The 15,335-nt window shown below is 61.4% G+C and carries 14 protein-coding genes; all 14 read right to left on the bottom strand.

The window, feature by feature from the left end; genetic code table 11:
- Positions 1 to 89: 89 nt before the first annotated feature.
- The 14 genes from lpxB to BN32_RS04520 all read right to left on the bottom strand — a co-directional run bounded on the left by lpxB (position 90) and on the right by BN32_RS04520 (position 15,071).
- Positions 90 to 1,253 carry a lipid-A-disaccharide synthase gene (gene lpxB / locus BN32_RS04585; RefSeq protein ID WP_040425452.1) on the bottom strand — a complete coding sequence of 388 codons (1,164 nt, stop codon included), beginning with the start codon at positions 1,251 to 1,253 and terminating at the stop codon, positions 90 to 92.
- Positions 1,254 to 1,255: 2 nt separating this feature from the next.
- A complete protein-coding gene (locus BN32_RS04580) occupies positions 1,256 to 2,110 on the bottom strand; it encodes an LpxI family protein (RefSeq protein WP_019196936.1) in 855 nt (284 codons plus the stop codon).
- Positions 2,107 to 2,937: an acyl-ACP--UDP-N-acetylglucosamine O-acyltransferase gene (gene lpxA / locus BN32_RS04575; protein WP_019196935.1), complete on the bottom strand. Its 831-nt coding sequence runs from the start codon at positions 2,935 to 2,937 to the stop codon at positions 2,107 to 2,109. The genes BN32_RS04580 and lpxA overlap by 4 nt, the downstream gene beginning before the upstream one ends.
- A gap of 149 nt (positions 2,938 to 3,086) precedes the next feature.
- A complete protein-coding gene (fabZ, locus tag BN32_RS04570; protein ID WP_019196934.1) occupies positions 3,087 to 3,545 on the bottom strand; it encodes a 3-hydroxyacyl-ACP dehydratase FabZ in 459 nt (152 codons plus the stop codon).
- Positions 3,545 to 4,630, bottom strand: a complete 1,086-nt coding sequence (gene lpxD / locus BN32_RS04565) for a UDP-3-O-(3-hydroxymyristoyl)glucosamine N-acyltransferase (RefSeq protein ID WP_040425450.1) — start codon at positions 4,628 to 4,630, stop codon at positions 3,545 to 3,547. The genes fabZ and lpxD overlap by 1 nt, the downstream gene beginning before the upstream one ends.
- A gap of 143 nt (positions 4,631 to 4,773) precedes the next feature.
- Positions 4,774 to 7,269, bottom strand: coding sequence for an outer membrane protein assembly factor BamA (gene bamA, locus BN32_RS04560; protein WP_040425448.1), 2,496 nt, complete (start codon positions 7,267 to 7,269; stop codon positions 4,774 to 4,776).
- 170 nt (positions 7,270 to 7,439) lie between these two features.
- Positions 7,440 to 8,588: an RIP metalloprotease RseP gene (gene rseP, locus BN32_RS04555; protein WP_040425979.1), complete on the bottom strand. Its 1,149-nt coding sequence runs from the start codon at positions 8,586 to 8,588 to the stop codon at positions 7,440 to 7,442.
- A gap of 46 nt (positions 8,589 to 8,634) precedes the next feature.
- Complete coding sequence (gene dxr, locus BN32_RS04550; RefSeq protein ID WP_040425977.1) at positions 8,635 to 9,858, bottom strand: 1-deoxy-D-xylulose-5-phosphate reductoisomerase; 1,224 nt, start codon at positions 9,856 to 9,858, stop codon at positions 8,635 to 8,637.
- 4 nt (positions 9,859 to 9,862) lie between these two features.
- Positions 9,863 to 10,717: a phosphatidate cytidylyltransferase gene (locus BN32_RS04545; protein ID WP_019196929.1), complete on the bottom strand. Its 855-nt coding sequence runs from the start codon at positions 10,715 to 10,717 to the stop codon at positions 9,863 to 9,865.
- Entirely contained in the window at positions 10,714 to 11,484 is a 771-nt protein-coding gene (locus tag BN32_RS04540; protein ID WP_019196928.1) for an isoprenyl transferase, read from the bottom strand. Before BN32_RS04540 ends, BN32_RS04545 begins: the two co-directional genes overlap by 4 nt.
- A gap of 11 nt (positions 11,485 to 11,495) precedes the next feature.
- Positions 11,496 to 12,059, bottom strand: coding sequence for a ribosome recycling factor (gene frr / locus BN32_RS04535; RefSeq protein WP_019196927.1), 564 nt, complete (start codon positions 12,057 to 12,059; stop codon positions 11,496 to 11,498).
- Positions 12,060 to 12,168: 109 nt separating this feature from the next.
- A complete protein-coding gene (gene pyrH, locus BN32_RS04530) occupies positions 12,169 to 12,885 on the bottom strand; it encodes a UMP kinase (RefSeq protein WP_019196926.1) in 717 nt (238 codons plus the stop codon).
- Between the two features lie 95 nt (positions 12,886 to 12,980).
- Entirely contained in the window at positions 12,981 to 13,904 is a 924-nt protein-coding gene (gene tsf, locus BN32_RS04525; protein ID WP_019196925.1) for a translation elongation factor Ts, read from the bottom strand.
- Positions 13,905 to 14,075: 171 nt separating this feature from the next.
- On the bottom strand, positions 14,076 to 15,071 hold the full coding sequence (locus BN32_RS04520) for a 30S ribosomal protein S2 (RefSeq protein WP_040425443.1): 996 nt from the start codon (positions 15,069 to 15,071) through the stop codon (positions 14,076 to 14,078).
- Between the last annotated feature and the right edge of the window lie 264 nt (positions 15,072 to 15,335).

The following is a 15,335-nucleotide window of genomic DNA, read 5'->3' as shown; positions in this document are numbered from 1 at the left end:
GCAGCAAAAAGGCCGGTGCTCTGCACCGGCCTTTTTAGTTAGGCATGATCCTTTTCCGAAAACCGGTTGCCATTGTTCGGGACCGTGCCCTAGCGAAGCTTCGCGATCACGCCGTCCGCGGCCAGTTCGCTCGGCCGCTTTCCGCCGGTGGACATGATCTCTTCCAGACGCGCGAATGCATCCACCTGCCGCTGCCGTGCCGGTGTATCGCCCAGAATGTCCCGCAATGCCGGTGCGAGCTTTTCCGTCGTGAAATCCTGTTGCAGGAATTCCGGGATCACGTTTTCGCCAAGGATGAGATTGGCCAGAATGATCGAGGAAGTCTGGATCACGCGGCGCGCAACGAACGCTTCGATCTCCGTGACACGATAGGCCGTCACCATCGGCACGCCTGCGAGCGCCAACTCAAGTGTCACTGTGCCGGACTTCGCGAGCGCGGCGCGCGCCGTCCGGAACGCAGCCCTCTTGTCGCTGTCGCTGACGACGATCTTCGGCTGCACAGGCCAGCTTTCGGCAGCTGCGCGGACACTGTCCAGCAATTCAGGCGTGGTCGGCAGCACAGGCTCGAATGCCACGCCCTGCGCGCGCAACAGCCGCAGCGTCTCGCCGAAGATCGCCATGTTACGCTTGATCTCACTGCGGCGGCTTCCCGGTAGCACAACAATCAACGGCGGCGCCGCGGTCCGGCGCGCAAGTTCCTCAGCGTTCGGCCGCAGCGTATCGAGTTCGTCCAGCAAGGGATGACCGACATAGCTGCACGGCGGACCGCTTAGCTTGCGGTGAACGTCGGGCTCGAACGGCAGCACGGCGAGAAGCTGATCGACATACGCCCGCATCTTCCGGGCGCGGCCGGGACGCCAGACCCAAACCGTCGGCGATACGTAATCGACAATAGGAATCGAAGGATCGCGCGCGCGGACGCGTCGGGCCACACGATGAGTGAAATCCGGACTGTCGATGATCACCAGGACGTCGGGCTGCTCCTTCAGGACCGCATCGGTCGCCTCGCGGATTCTCCGCAGGATCATCGGCAATCGCTTCGGGATCGCGGCAAGACCGATGATCGACAGTCCGTCGATCGAAACGAGCGACGCGAGCCCTTGCTCCGCCATGTGGCGGCCGCCTATTCCGGTAAAGGTCGCCGCCGGTCCGAGCCGTTCGCGCAACGCCTTGATGAGACCCGCCCCAAGCCGGTCGCCGGATTCTTCTGCAGCGATCAGGAATATCTTCGGGCCTGCGTGAGGCTCGGGCATGTTCACAACGGCAATCCGGTGACAAACACGCCGGCCTGATCGGCCTTGGCGGTCATCACATCCGCTTCGGCGACCAGCGTACGTCCGGCGACAATGCCGATGCCTGCGAGTCCGGCTGCTACGATGCCATCGATCGTCTTTGGACCAAGCGTCGGAAGGTCAAACCGCAGGTCCTGCTGCACCTTCGGCATCTTCACCAGAACGCCACGGCCGGGTTTCGCGCGAATTCGCTTGTCTGCGCGCAACCGGGCTACCCGCGCCAGAAGCCCGTCGGTACCTTCGATGTCTTCGACGCAGACGACGTGACCGTCGATGACCACGACGCCCTGACCGACATCGAACGGACTGATCGCATGCATCAGTTCACGTCCCTTCGCGATATCCGCGATCGCCTCGGCATCTGGCGTGCGGCGCGTGATACTGCCTTCCGGCATCAGAAGTTCGGGAGCGACATCCTGGATGCCGACGACGCGAAAGCCATGGCGCTCGAAAATCCGGCTGATGCCCGTCAGCAGATGATCGTCACCGCCGCGCAGCGCTGCCGCAATAGAGGGGATGGCACGCACTGTCCCCCAGTCGAGACGAATGTCCGACAGTGCCGGCCTCACCATCCCGCCCAGAAACACGATGTCGCGACATCCCTCGGACCGTATCAGCCGGGTCAACCGGCCGACCTGGCCGAGCGCAACCCAATGATGCGGAAACTGCGTCACGCGAACCGGATCGCAAAAGCCCCTGACGGCGAATATGAACGGTGCGATCCCTCGCGCGCGCAGCGCCTCCGCCACTGAGAACGGCAGCACACCGCCTCCTGCAATGATGCCGACTGTTGCGGATATTTCGGGACCAGCTGTCATCGGGGTTCGAGGCGCGCGCGCTCAGTCGATTTGTTGGGGTTGTTGTGCGCCATGCAGAGCGGGCGCTTGTCGCTCTCATCGATGAATTTCAGGATTTCCGCAATGGCAGGATCGCTATGGGCCATGGAGCGCACAGCCGCAAGCCGGTCGGAGAAGACTCCGCCGCCGTGAAACAGCTGCTGATAAAAATCACGCACTAGCTGAAGACGCTTGTGCGTGAACTTTCGCCGCCGCATGCCGACGACATTCAACCCTTCGAGATGCGCGAATTGGCCGCTGACAAGGCCAAATGGAATGACATCACCGCGTAAACCGGAAACGCCGCCAACCATGGCCTGTGTTCCCACCCTGACAAACTGATGCGCCGCCGATAAGCCGCCAAAAAAAACGTAATCGCCGACTTCGCAGTGGCCGCCTAGCTGCACGCCATTGGCAAGAATGACATCATTGCCGATCTGGCAATCATGCGCGACGTGACTGTAGGCCATGAAAAATCCGCGCGACCCGACACGGGTCACACCGCCTCCGGCGGCCGTACCTGCGTTCATTGTGACCGACTCGCGGATGGTGCAATTGTCGCCGATCTCCAGCCTTGTCGGCTCTCCGCGGTGGCCGGAGGACTGCGGCGGCGTGCCGAGCGATGCAAACGGAAACACCGTACAGCCGTCGCCAAGGGTCGTGTGGCCACTCACGTTGACATGAGCGTGCAGTGTGCAGTTCGCACCGATCGTCACGTTCGGCCCGACGATGCAATAAGGCCCGATCGAGGCGTCCTCGCCGATGATGGCTCCATCCTCAATTCGCGCCGTTGGATCGATCTTGCTCATCAGCCCCTCATGCCTGCATGCCTTTCGCTCAGCTGAAAACTAGCCGTGCAGACGATATGACTTCGTTATAGTGCAAGCCCGCCCGCCATCAGGAATGAAAGACGACACAAGCATGGTCATCAATTGTTACGCATGATGACAAAAACAGGTCAGTCGGCAAGCATCGCGCCAACATCGGCTTCCGCGACCACTTCGCCGTTAACCTTGGCGTCGCCGTGAAACCACCACATGTCCCGCCGCCGCGTAACCAGCCGCATGTGATAGTGAATAATGTCGCCCGGCCCCGTCGGCTTGCGAAACTTGCATTTGTCGATGGTCAGAAAATACACCGCAGTCGGGCGATCAGTCTCGGTCGACAGCATGCCGATGACGCCGGCAGTCTGCGCCATGCCTTCGATCATCAGGACACCGGGATAGATCGGACGGTTAGGGAAATGCCCCAGGAATTGCGGTTCGTTGGCCGATACATTCTTGATACCGATCCCGCTGAAGTCCTTGCGGATGTCGATCACCCTGTCGATCAGCAGCATGGGATAGCGATGGGGCAGTGTTTTCAAGATCTGCCCGATATCCACGGCCTCGATGGTGATAGGCGCCTTCTCGTCCATTATGTCTGTTCCTCGTCGCCCGAACCGGACGGCTTCGATTTCGATTTCGCACTGCCTTCGCGGCCGAGGCGCTCCACCTCAAACAGCTCGCGAAAGAACTGCTTGATCGGCTTCGCCGGCGAGCCGCCCCAGCGCGCGCCGGGCGGCACTTCGCCGACGACGCTGCTTCGTGCCGCGATCTGCGCCCCGTCGCCGATGGTGGCATGATCGCTCACGCCGATCCGCGCTCCGAGGATAACCCCGTCACCGAGCGTCGAACTGCCTGCGATCCCGCTCTGGCTGACGACGATACAGTTCCGCCCGATGGTCACGTTGTGGCCGATCTGGACGAGGTTGTCGATCTTGCTGCCCTCGCCGATCACGGTGTCGTTCAGGGCACCCCGGTCCACCGTCGTGCCGGCGCCGATCTCTACCCCGTTCTGAATGATGACCCGCCCCACCTGTGGCACCTTCTGATGCCCCCGGGCGCCCATCAGGTATCCAAACCCGTCCTGGCCAATCCGGCAGCCCGGATGGATGATAACGTCGTTGCCGATGAACGCGCACAGGATCGACGCATTCGCGCCGATGTTGCAGTCCCGCCCGATCCGGACGCCCGCGCCGATCACCGCTCCCGAGCCGATCACTGTTCCGGAACCTATTTCGACGTCCGGCCCGATCACCGCGAGCGGATCGACCACAACGTCGTCCTCGAGATACGCGGACGAATGCACCACCGCACCGGCCGCGACGCCGCTGTTGTCGAACCACGAGGCAGGACGCAGGGTATCGGGGTAGAATGATCGCATCGCCGCGACAAAGGCGCGGTACGGCTCCGCCACGCGCAGCACGGCAACGTGTGAAGGAACGCTGCCCTCCATGCGCTCGTTCACCAGACACGCGCCTGCATGCGTCTGTTCGAGCTGAGCAGCGTATTTCTTGCTCTCGCAGAATGTCAGCTGAGAGGGGCCTGCACGGTCCAGCGATGCCGCTCCCGCGATGGCCTTGCCGGCGCACGACGGGTCGGCAAGCTGAGCGCCGGTCAACGCAGCAAGATCCGCCAGCGTCACCGGTGAAGGACTTTTAAAGAACGTCCTCTGCGTCATTCCACCCGCCGCGGTCAGGAAAATGCACTTTCCCGCGACGCGAACTCGAACCGCAGAAGGAAAATGCCTGCAACAAAATACTTGAGCGGGCTCCAGCCGGACGGCTGGAACCCGCTATGTCGAAGTGCGAGCCCGATGTGAGCTCAGAATGACGTACCGCCGCCGAACCGGAATTCCTGCGTCCGGTCGTACTTACCCTTGGTCAGCGGGACCGCATAGTCGAACCGCAGCGGTCCGAACGGCGACTGCCAGATCAAACCGACACCGACTGACGACCGGATCAAACCGTCATCACCGCCGACCGTCAGGCACTCCAAAGTCGCTGCCCGACAAGTTGCCCCCTGGTAATCGAACAGCGATCCTGCATCAGCGTAGACCGCGCCCTTCAGGCCGATTTCCTTCGGCAGGAACCAGAACGGCATCTGCAGTTCAGCCGAGGCACCCCAATACTTGGTGCCACCCAACGCGTCTTTGTAGGTGCCCTCGGTGATATCGCGCGGACCGATGCCGACCGGCGCGAAACCGCGTACGAGGTTTGGACCCATCTGGAAATGATCCAGCATGCGGATGCCCTTGCCGGTATCCGTAAGCACACCGCCCTGAATGCGCAGCACGCCGACGATATCTGACACGATCGGCGTATACAGTTTCACGTCGCCGACTGTCTTCAGGTAGCTGACGTCGCCGCCAACACCAGCATAATCCTGGTTCAGGGTTGCCAGGATACCGGTGGTTGGATCCTTGTTGTTGTCGAGCGTGTTGTAGGCCAGCGTGTAACCCACGGCCGAGGTAATGACACGCCCGTTGGCAAGTCCTTCCTTCACAGCGACAGAAGCTTCGCCATCTTGGAAACAATTCTTGCCCCCGATTAGCGGGCTAAACCCGCCAGCAATTACATTTGGATCGGCTAAGTTGGCTCCGACATAGGCTGGCGTTGGATTGAACGCCAAGTTCGGATTGTTGATGTTATTGTTACAGTTCGTCAGATTCAACGGCAGCGTGATTTCTTGCTGCGAGATCGAATAGCGCAGCTGCAGGTTCAAATCTTCACGCAGCTGGAAACCGAGGCGCGGGCTGAAGCCCATCGACTTCGAGTCGTAGGACACGTAGGTCGAGGCGAGCTGCTTGCGCTGATAGAAGTCGAGACCCAGGGCCACGCGATAGCCGAGCAGATAAGGTTCAACGAACGAGAGCTGGTAGCCCTGCGTGCGCTGTCCGTATTGCACGGACGCCTTCGCATACAGGCCACGACCAAGCAGGTTGCGTTCCGAGACGCTGACTTCGCCGAGGAATCCGTCCGCGGTCGAATAACCACCGGAGACCGAGAAGTCGCCGGTCGACTTCTCTTCGAGATCGACGTTCAGAACGACGCGATCCGTCGACGAGCCGGGCTCGGGCACGATCTTGACGCTCTTGAAGTAGTCGAGGTTCTTGAGGCGGCGCTCGGCGCGATCGACCAGCGCACGGTTGTAGGCATCGCCTTCCGAAATATCGAACTCGCGGCGAATGACATAGTCGCGGGTTCGCGTATTCCCGCGAACGTTGATTCGCTCGATATAGGTGCGCGGACCTTCTTCGATCGCGAACACGATCGACACGGTGTGCGCCTCAAAATTGCGGTCGCCACGCGGCTTCACGGTTGCGAACGCATAACCGCGACGGGACGCCTCGATCGACATTTCCTCGACCGATTTTTCAACGGCTTCGGCGTTGTAGATCGAACCGACGCTGACGCGCGACAGGCTGCGGAGAGAGCTGCCATCGAACGACGCAATGCTGGACTGGAAATCGACAGAACCGACACGGTACTGCTGGCCTTCCTCGATCTTGAAGGTCACAAGGAATCCCTTGCGCTGAGGATCATACTCGGTCAGCGCCGCGACGATCTGAATGTCGGCATATCCGTTCTTGAGGTAGAACCTGCGCAGGATATCGCGGTCGGCCTCGATGCGGTCCGGATCATAAACGTCGTTGGAACCGAGGAAGCTGAGGAAGTTGCTTTCGCGGGTCTTGATCACGTCCTTCAGACGATAGGACGAGTATGCCTTGTTGCCGATAAACTCGATCGACTTCACGCCGGTCTTCGCGCCTTCGGTAACCTCGAAGACGAGGTCGACGCGGTTGTTCGGCTGCTCGATGATCTTGGGTTCGACCTTGACGTCAAAACGGCCGTTGCGGCGATAGATTTCAGTGATGCGCGCGGTGTCGGACTGGACCATGGCTCGCGACAGCGTTCCGCGCGCCTTGGACTGGACTTCGGCGTTAAGCTGCTCGTCCTTGACCTTCTTGTTGCCTTCGAAAACGACGCGGCCAATGACCGGGTTCTCGACGACCACCACGACCAGCCGGCCGCCCGCCTGGTTGATCTTCACATCCTGGAACAGCCCGGTTTCGATCAGGGCCTTCAGGCCGTCATCGATACGGGCGCTGTCGAGGCGACCGCCGGGGCCCGGCTTGAAATAGGAACGGATGGTATCAGCCTCGATACGGCGGTTGCCTTCCACGCCAATGGAGGCCGCAGTCTGGGCAATGGCCTGTGACGATACGAGCGAAGCCGTCGCCACTGCGGCAACCGGCAAAGCAATCATGATAAGGGCGGCGGCCAGACCACCCCTTAGCACTCGCAATCCAACCATCATGCGCTAGGCGCCCTTGTCATTCCAAAGCCGGCCAAACCGGGCCGGGAGATTCCCCAATTATTGCACTGCTTGTAGCCAATTTTGCCTCATGGGCAAACGACCTTTCACAGGGCAATTCCAATTTCCCTACAAGACGTTGCTGATCGGCCACGCCTGCAAAAAAGCCGCAATCAGGACGCGGCCAAATGCAGGATGTCGTTGTAAGTCGCGAACAGCATCAGCATCAGCACAAGCGCCAGTCCGACACGGAAACCAAGCTCCTGCGAACGCTCCGACAGAGGCTTTCCGCGAATCGCCTCCACCGCATAGAACAAAAGGTGTCCGCCATCCAGAAGCGGCACCGGAAACAGGTTCAGCAGGCCGATGGAAACCGAGAGGACGGCCGCAAGGTGAATCAGGGCCGAAAGGCCGATGGTGGCCACTTGGCCGGAGATCTGGGCGATCCGGATCGGGCCGCCGACCTGATCGGCATTCTCCCGGCCGGTGAAAATTCCGCCGATATAGGCAACAGTCCGGTCAACGACGAACCATGTCTCCTTGACGCCCAGCCAAACAGCGGTCGCTGGGTTCACTGGTTTGGTGACGGTATCACCCGGTCCGGTGGCACGGGTGATACCGAGAATGCCGACCCGGTGGACGTTCCCGAACGAATCCTTGATCTCGCGAAGCTGAGGCGTGCCGTTGAGTTTCACGACCTCATCGCCGCGCTTGATGGTGAACACCAGCGGCGTACCCGCCTTGGTGCTCACGATGCGCTGCATGTCGGTGAAGCTTTCGATCGGGTCGCCGTTGATCGCCGTCACGACATCGCCAGGCTTGAACCCGGCGGCCGAAGCAGCGCTGTTTTCCTGGATGGAATCGACGCGCGCGGTCTGGCTCGGCTTGCCGAAGAAGGTGAAGAGAGCAGCGAAGATCACGATCGCGAGCAGAAAGTTCGCAATCGGACCCGCCGCGACGATCGCCGCGCGAGCGCCAACGCCCTTGTGATGGAAGCTGACCTTGCGCTCTTCGGCCGTCATGGTCTGGAGCGTATCGGCTGACGGCGTGCTGGCCTCCGACTCGTCGCCGAAAAACTTGACGTAGCCGCCGAGCGGGATCGCCGACACCTTCCAGCGCGTGCCGTGACGGTCGTTAAAACCGAACAGTTCCGGGCCGAAGCCGAGCGAGAACGTTAAAACCTTCACCCCGGCCCAGCGGGCGACGAGGAAATGGCCAAGCTCATGGAAGAAGACAACGATGGTCAGGACAAACAGGAAGGGGATGATGTAGCCGATCAATCCATGACTCAACGCATTGAAACTATTCAGGAAAAAATCCACAACCCAATCCCTCACCAGCAGGCCGGCCGGCCCGATCCCCAACGATCTAGGATGCCTTTAAGGCAATTTGAGGCAAGAGGGTGACCGCCCTATTTCGCGCATCATGGTCAACGGAAATCGCGTCATCAGCCGACGTCAGCGGCGCGAGATTCCCTGCCCGTACCCAGTGGTTCAAGGTGGCTTCGACGAGCTGCGCGATGCCGCCAAACCGGATTCTCTGTGCGACGAACGCCGCCACCGCGACCTCGTTCGCCGCGTTGTAGACGGTCGTCGCGCCGTTGCCCGTGCGCAGTGCGTCATAGGCGAGTTTCAATCCCGGGAACCGGTCGTAATCAGGTGCCTCGAACGTCAGCGAGCCGATTTTTGCGAGATCCAGCGTCGCTGCGCGCCCCACAATGCGATCGGGCCAGCCGAGGCAATGCGCAATCGGCGTGCGCATGTCGGGAGTCCCGAGCTGCGCCATGACGGAACGGTCAGAAAACTCCACCATGCCGTGAACGATGGATTGCGGATGCACCAACACATCGATCTCGTCGGGCGACAGGGCGAACAGATAGGAGGCTTCGATCACCTCGAGCCCCTTGTTCATCATCGACGCGGAATCGATGGTAATCTTCTGGCCCATGCTCCAGTTCGGATGCTTTAAGGCCTGCGCCAGTGTCGCTTGTGCGATGTCGGCCGCCTTCCAGGTCCGGAACGGGCCACCCGATGCCGTGATGATGACGCGTACCAGTTCCTCGCGGTTGCCGGAGGCCAGCGCCTGAAACAGCGCGTTGTGTTCGGAATCCGCCGGCAGGATGCAGGCACCCGCTTTCGCGGCGCGATCCATGAAGAAGTCGCCGGCGCAAACGAGACATTCCTTGTTGGCGAGCGCGATCGTCGCGCCGCGATCCGCCGCCGCGAGCGCAGGCTTCAGGCCAGCCGCGCCGCTAACCGCGGCCATCACCCAATCGGCCGACCGCTGGGCTGCTTCGACGATGGCACTGTCGCCCGCCCCGCTGGCAATGCTCGTTCCGGCCAGCGCGTCACGCAGTTCGCCGAGTTTCGACGCATCCGCGACCGCAACAAAGCGCGCACCAAACTCCTTTGCGAGCCTGGCGAGCCCTTCGACGTTGCTGTTCGCCGTCAACGCCTCGACCTGATAGCGTTCCGGCGACGCGCGCAGCAGATCCATCGTGCTGTCGCCGATCGATCCCGTGGCGCCGAGCACCGTAACGGTCCGCACCGTGGTGGCCGCAGCCTTGTTGTTACGCAACGGAACAGCGTTCATCATATCACCAAACCATGAAACCACGGCCGACGCCATCGAGGCCGCCGCGCATAAAACCAATAAGAGCGGCAAAAACGATCGCCGCAACGAAACCGTCGAGCCGATCCAGCAATCCGCCATGACCGGGAATGATGTGGCTCGAATCCTTGACGTCGAAACGGCGCTTGATCGCAGATTCGAACAGGTCGCCGAGTTGGGAAACAATCGACAGCACAGCGCCAAGCAGAAGGAGCGGAAGCATCGCGCCGAACCCGAGCCACGCGAATACCGCCGCGATCGCAAGGCCAAGCACCAATCCGCCAATCGCGCCCGCCCATGTCTTCTTGGGACTGACGCGCGGCCAGAGCTTCGGTCCGCCGATGCCTCGCCCGGCAAAGTAACCGCCAATATCGGTCACCCAGACGACCAGAAGTACGAACATCAGCGCGACAAAACCGAGGTCAGCGTCACGCCGGACCACAATCGAGGCGATCAGGGCTGCCGCCGCATAAACCAGTCCGCTGGCAACCCATCCGCGCTGGCCGCGTGCGGCAACAGCAGCGAGCGCAATGCCCACAGCCACGATCCCGAGCGCAAGGTCCGTCCGCCGCATCATCAGACAAATGCCCGCAATCGCCAGTGCGGCTATTCCGGCGACGACGGCAAATCGGTTGCCGGAGGCGCCAACGATCATCAACCATTCGAAATACAGCAACGCAGCGGCGGCGATCACGATGCAGGCCCATGGCCAGCCGCCGATCCAGACAATCGCAATCGTCAGCGGAGCCATGATCAGCGCCGCAACGACACGCATGAAGAGATTGCTCGAACCTTTCGCAGCCTCGGGTGTCGCTGGCGTATCGGGGCCCACGCCGCTCACGATCCCGTCTTTGCGACGTTTTTAGCGACCAGGCCGCCGAAGCGTCGCTCGCGGGTCGCGTATTCGGCAATCGCGCCTTCAAGCGCGGCCTTGTCGAAATCCGGCCAGTGAACCGGAACGAACACCAGTTCGCTGTAGGCAGCCTGCCACATCAGGAAATTCGACAGCCGCTGCTCACCGCTGGTGCGGATGATCAGGTCGGGATCTGGAATGTCCGAGGTGTCGAGATAACTGCCGAGCGCGTCGGTCGTGATCGTTGCCGGATCGCGCTTGCCCTCAGCGACTTCGCGCGCAAGGCGCTGCGCCGCATTGGCGATCTCCTGCCGTGATCCATAATTGAACGCAACGACGAGCGTCAGCCGTGTGTTGTTTCGCGTCAGTTCTTCAGCTTCGCTGAGAAGCGAGCAGATGTCGGATTCGAGTCCCTCACGCTCGCCGATCACGCGAACCCGCACGCCGTCGGCATGCAATGTCGCAAGATCGTTGCGGATGAAACGGCGAAGCAGTCCGAACAGATCGCCGATCTCGCTTGCAGGACGTGACCAGTTTTCCGAGCTGAAGGAGAAGATCGTGAGATAGGAAATCCCGAGTTCGTACGTCGCGCGCACCACCTTGCGGAGCGCATCGACGCCGCGGCGATGGCCTTCCGCGCGGGGCAGTCCCCTCGCCGCCGCCCAGCGCCCGTTGCCATCCATGATGATCGCGACATGCCGCGGCGCATCGGCACGACCCGAGTCCTCTGGCTTTGGCATGGCGCCGTTCGACATCGCGCGATCTCTTAAACCGTGAGAATTTCTTTTTCCTTGGTCGCAAGCGCCTTGTCGACGTCAGCGATGGCCGCATCGGTGGCCTTCTGAACTTCGTTCGAAAGGCGTTTCTCGTCGTCCTCGGAGATCTGGTGATCCTTCTCGAGTTTCTTGAGCACGTCGAGACCGTCGCGGCGCACGTGGCGTACCGCAACGCGCGCAGCCTCGGTGTACTTGTGCGCGACCTTCACGAGTTCCTTGCGGCGCTCTTCATTGAGTTCGGGAATGCGCAAACGAATGACCTGACCTTCGGTGGCCGGATTCAGACCGAGGTTCGAATTAACGATCGCTGTTTCGACAGCTTTCACCATCGACTTGTCCCACACCTGAACCGAGAGCAGACGCGGCTCTGGGACACTGACCGTCGCAACCTGATTGAGCGGCATGTGGCTGCCGTAAGCTTCGACCTGCACGGGCTCGACCATCGAGGCCGAAGCGCGGCCGGTGCGCAACCCGCCCAGTTCGTGCTTGAGCGCATTGATCGCGCCTTCCATCCGGCGCTTCAGATCGTTGATGTCGAAATTCCCGGCGACCATGCGATGGTACTCCCTTCAAGTCCGATGCGGATCAACGTCTGGGCCGCATCTCGTATCTTATTGTTCAGGCTCAATTTTTCGGCTTAAGCGTCAGCAGAAGCGTAGCGCGTCAACCGGAGACGATGGTGCTCTTGCCCTTGCCGCTCAGCACGGCACCGATCGACTCCGGCTCCGCGATCGAGAACACAATGATAGGCAACGACGTCTCGCGGGCAAGCGCGAAGGCCGTCGCATCCATCACCTTATAGCCACCTTCAACCGCCTGCGAATGGCTCAGCCGTTCAAATCGCTTGGCGGATTTGTCCTTCTTCGGATCGGCGCTGTAAACCCCGTCCACGTTGGTGGCCTTGAGAACCGCCTGCGCGCCGATCTCGGCCGCGCGCAAAACCGCAGTGGTGTCGGTGGTGAAGTACGGATTGCCGGTGCCGCCGGCGAGCACCACGATGCGGCCCTCGGCGAGATACCGGTGAGCCGCGCTGCGCGTGAACAGTTCGCAGACCTGCGGCATGACGAAAGCCGACAGCACGCGCGCCGACTGACCCTTGCGCTCAAGCGCCGATTCCAGCGCGAGACAGTTCATGATGGTGGCAAGCATGCCCATCGTGTCGCCGGTGGTGCGGGACACACCGCGGGACGAGACCTCGACGCCGCGGAAGATGTTACCGCCGCCGACGACGACAGCGATCTCAACGCCAAGTTCACGGGCCTTGATGAGGTCGCCGGCGATCCGGTCGATGGTGGGCTGGTGAATACCGAAGGACTGGTCCCCGGCGAGATACTCGCCGGACACCTTGATCACGACACGTCGATAAGCCGGTTCACCCATGCGATCGCTCACTCTTTCGAATTGAGCGCATTCCGGAGCAAACAATCGGCGTTGCTCAATGCGCTCGGAGTCCGACCGGCTCGCGCGAAGTCTCGTTACCCCTGACCTGCAGCGGCGGCGACTTCAGCGGCGAAATCGGATTCCTGCTTCTCGATTCCCTCGCCCAGAGCATAGCGCACAAAGCCGGTCACCTTGATAGGTGCGCCGACTTTGCCCTCAGCATCCTTCACAGCCTGCGCCACGGACTTGGCGTTGTCGTGAATGAACGCCTGCTCCAGCAAGGTCACTTCCTTGTAGTAGGTCTTCAGACCCGATTCGACGATCTTGGCGATCATCGCGTCCGGCTTGCCCTGCTGACGGTACTTGTCAGCCATGACGTCCTTCTCGCGGCGCACAACCTCGGGATCGAGGCTTGCGGCATCGAGCGCCTGCGGATTGGCGGCGGCGACATGCATCGCGATCTGACGGCCGAGAGTCGCCAGTTCATCTTTCGCGCCGGTCGATTCGAGCGCAACGAGCACGCCCATCTTGCCGAGGCCGTCGAACACGGCATTGTGGATGTAGCTCGCGATGACGCCATCGCTGACCGAAAGCTCGGCCGCGCGGCGCAGCGTCATATTCTCACCAATGGTGGCGATTGCATCGGCGATCGCACGCTCGACGGTGATGTCGCCAACCTTGGCGGCCTTGATCTTCTCGACATCGGTGCCGGCCTTGAGCGCGACCTGACCGACCATCTTCACGAGGCCCTGGAACTGTTCGTTGCGCGCGACGAAGTCGGTCTCGGAGTTGACCTCGACGACGACGCCCTTAGTGCCGGCGGTGATGGCAGCGATCAGACCTTCCGCCGCGACGCGGCCGGCCTTCTTGGCGGCCTTCGAAAGGCCCTTCTTGCGCAGCCAGTCGATGGCGGCTTCCATGTCGCCGCTGGTCTCATTGAGCGCCTGCTTGCAGTCCATCATGCCTACGCCGGTCTTCTCGCGCAGATCCTTGACCATCGCTGCAGTGATCGTTGCCATCGTGGGATGTCCTTTGCCTGTGCGGGCCGCGCGGCGCAGCGTGAGCTGGCAAGCCGGATTCGACGCGCAGGATTTACATACAAGTTTGCGCGTATTCTGGTCGCTGAACCAATACGCGCCGTCGGGGGAAGTCGCGGCCGGATGAACCGGCCGCGCGATACCTTGTGAGGCTTATTCCGCTTCCGCGGTCAGCGCCTTGGACTGGGCGACCCAGCCGTCAGCACGCGCCGGAAGACCGACTTCTTCGCCGATCTTGTGGGCGGTGTCGTGATCGAGTTCAGCAAGCTGCCAGTAGTGGAAGATGCCGAGGTCGTTGAACTTCTTCTCGATCGCGCCGGACACGCCGGTGAGCTTCTTGAGGTCGTCGGCAACGCCGCGCGGACCGGCAAGACCCTGGAAGCCTTCCGACTTCGCAGGAGCGACAGCTTCCGGCGTCGGATTGGCCATTGCGCCGATATCGATGCCTGCGCCGCCCTGTGCACGCGAAATGCCGTCGATCACCGCTCGCGCGATGAGATCGCAGTACAGCGAAATCGCACGGCCGGCGTCGTCGTTGCCGGGAACGACATACGAGATGCCCTTCGGATCGCAGTTGGTATCGACGATCGCCGCCACCGGAATGTTCAGGCGGTTGGCTTCCGCAATCGCGATGTCTTCCTTGTTGGTGTCGATCACGAAGATCAGGTCGGGCAAGCCGCCCATGTCCTTGATGCCGCCGAGCGAGCGGTCGAGCTTGTCGCGCTCGCGCGTCAGCGTCAGACGCTCTTTCTTGGTGTACTGATGGCCTTCGCCCGAACCCAGCATCTCGTCGAGCTGACGCAGACGCTTGATCGAACCGGACACGGTCTTCCAGTTGGTCAGCGTGCCGCCGAGCCAGCGCGAATTGACGAAGTACTGCGCGGAGCGCTTCGCGGCTTCCGCCACGCCGTCCTGTGCCTGACGCTTGGTGCCGACGAACAGCACGCGGCCGCCCTTGGCGACGGTGTCGCTGACAGCCTGCAGCGCGCGATGAAGCAGCGGCACGGTCTGCGCGAGATCGATGATGTGAATGTTGTTGCGGGCACCGAAGATGTAATCCGCCATTTTCGGATTCCATCGGTGAGACTGGTGACCAAAGTGCACGCCAGCTTCCAATAGCTGACGCATAGAGAATTCAGGTAACGCCATAGTTGTGTTCTCCGGTTGGTTCCTCCGGAAGCGTGTGAGCAAGACAAGCCAACGACAAAAGTCACGAATGACAAAAGTACTTGGCCCGGTTGCCACCGGACGGCTGTTTAGAGCCATGCTTCCGTGTGAGATGCGCGGCTTATACCCACGCCACCCTAGTTAAGCAAGCAAATCCGGCCGATTTTACGGTCCCCGCCGCGCCAATCCGGCGCGGGCCGGTCGCCGTTTGGACGTCAGCCCGGCGGCTGCGGTGCTGGTCTCGCC

This window comes from Afipia birgiae 34632, assembly GCF_000308295.2.
Taxonomy (GTDB): domain Bacteria; phylum Pseudomonadota; class Alphaproteobacteria; order Rhizobiales; family Xanthobacteraceae; genus Afipia; species Afipia birgiae.
The sequence above is the reverse complement of the archived record's forward strand: the minus strand, read 5'-3'. Positions and strand labels throughout refer to the sequence as shown.

Coding starts and splice junctions, on each gene's coding strand:
- pyrH (WP_019196926.1), bottom strand. CDS start 12,885: ATGGGTGAACCGGCTTATCGACGTGTCGTGATCAAGGTGTCCGGCGAG.
- BN32_RS04580 (WP_019196936.1), bottom strand. CDS start 2,110: ATGACAGCTGGTCCCGAAATATCCGCAACAGTCGGCATCATTGCAGGA.
- BN32_RS04540 (WP_019196928.1), bottom strand. CDS start 11,484: ATGTCGAACGGCGCCATGCCAAAGCCAGAGGACTCGGGTCGTGCCGAT.
- frr (WP_019196927.1), bottom strand. CDS start 12,059: ATGGTCGCCGGGAATTTCGACATCAACGATCTGAAGCGCCGGATGGAA.
- tsf (WP_019196925.1), bottom strand. CDS start 13,904: ATGGCAACGATCACTGCAGCGATGGTCAAGGATCTGCGCGAGAAGACC.
- BN32_RS04520 (WP_040425443.1), bottom strand. CDS start 15,071: ATGGCGTTACCTGAATTCTCTATGCGTCAGCTATTGGAAGCTGGCGTG.
- bamA (WP_040425448.1), bottom strand. CDS start 7,269: ATGATGGTTGGATTGCGAGTGCTAAGGGGTGGTCTGGCCGCCGCCCTT.
- lpxA (WP_019196935.1), bottom strand. CDS start 2,937: ATGAGCAAGATCGATCCAACGGCGCGAATTGAGGATGGAGCCATCATC.
- fabZ (WP_019196934.1), bottom strand. CDS start 3,545: ATGGACGAGAAGGCGCCTATCACCATCGAGGCCGTGGATATCGGGCAG.
- lpxB (WP_040425452.1), bottom strand. CDS start 1,253: ATGCCCGAGCCTCACGCAGGCCCGAAGATATTCCTGATCGCTGCAGAA.
- lpxD (WP_040425450.1), bottom strand. CDS start 4,630: ATGACGCAGAGGACGTTCTTTAAAAGTCCTTCACCGGTGACGCTGGCG.
- dxr (WP_040425977.1), bottom strand. CDS start 9,858: ATGAACGCTGTTCCGTTGCGTAACAACAAGGCTGCGGCCACCACGGTG.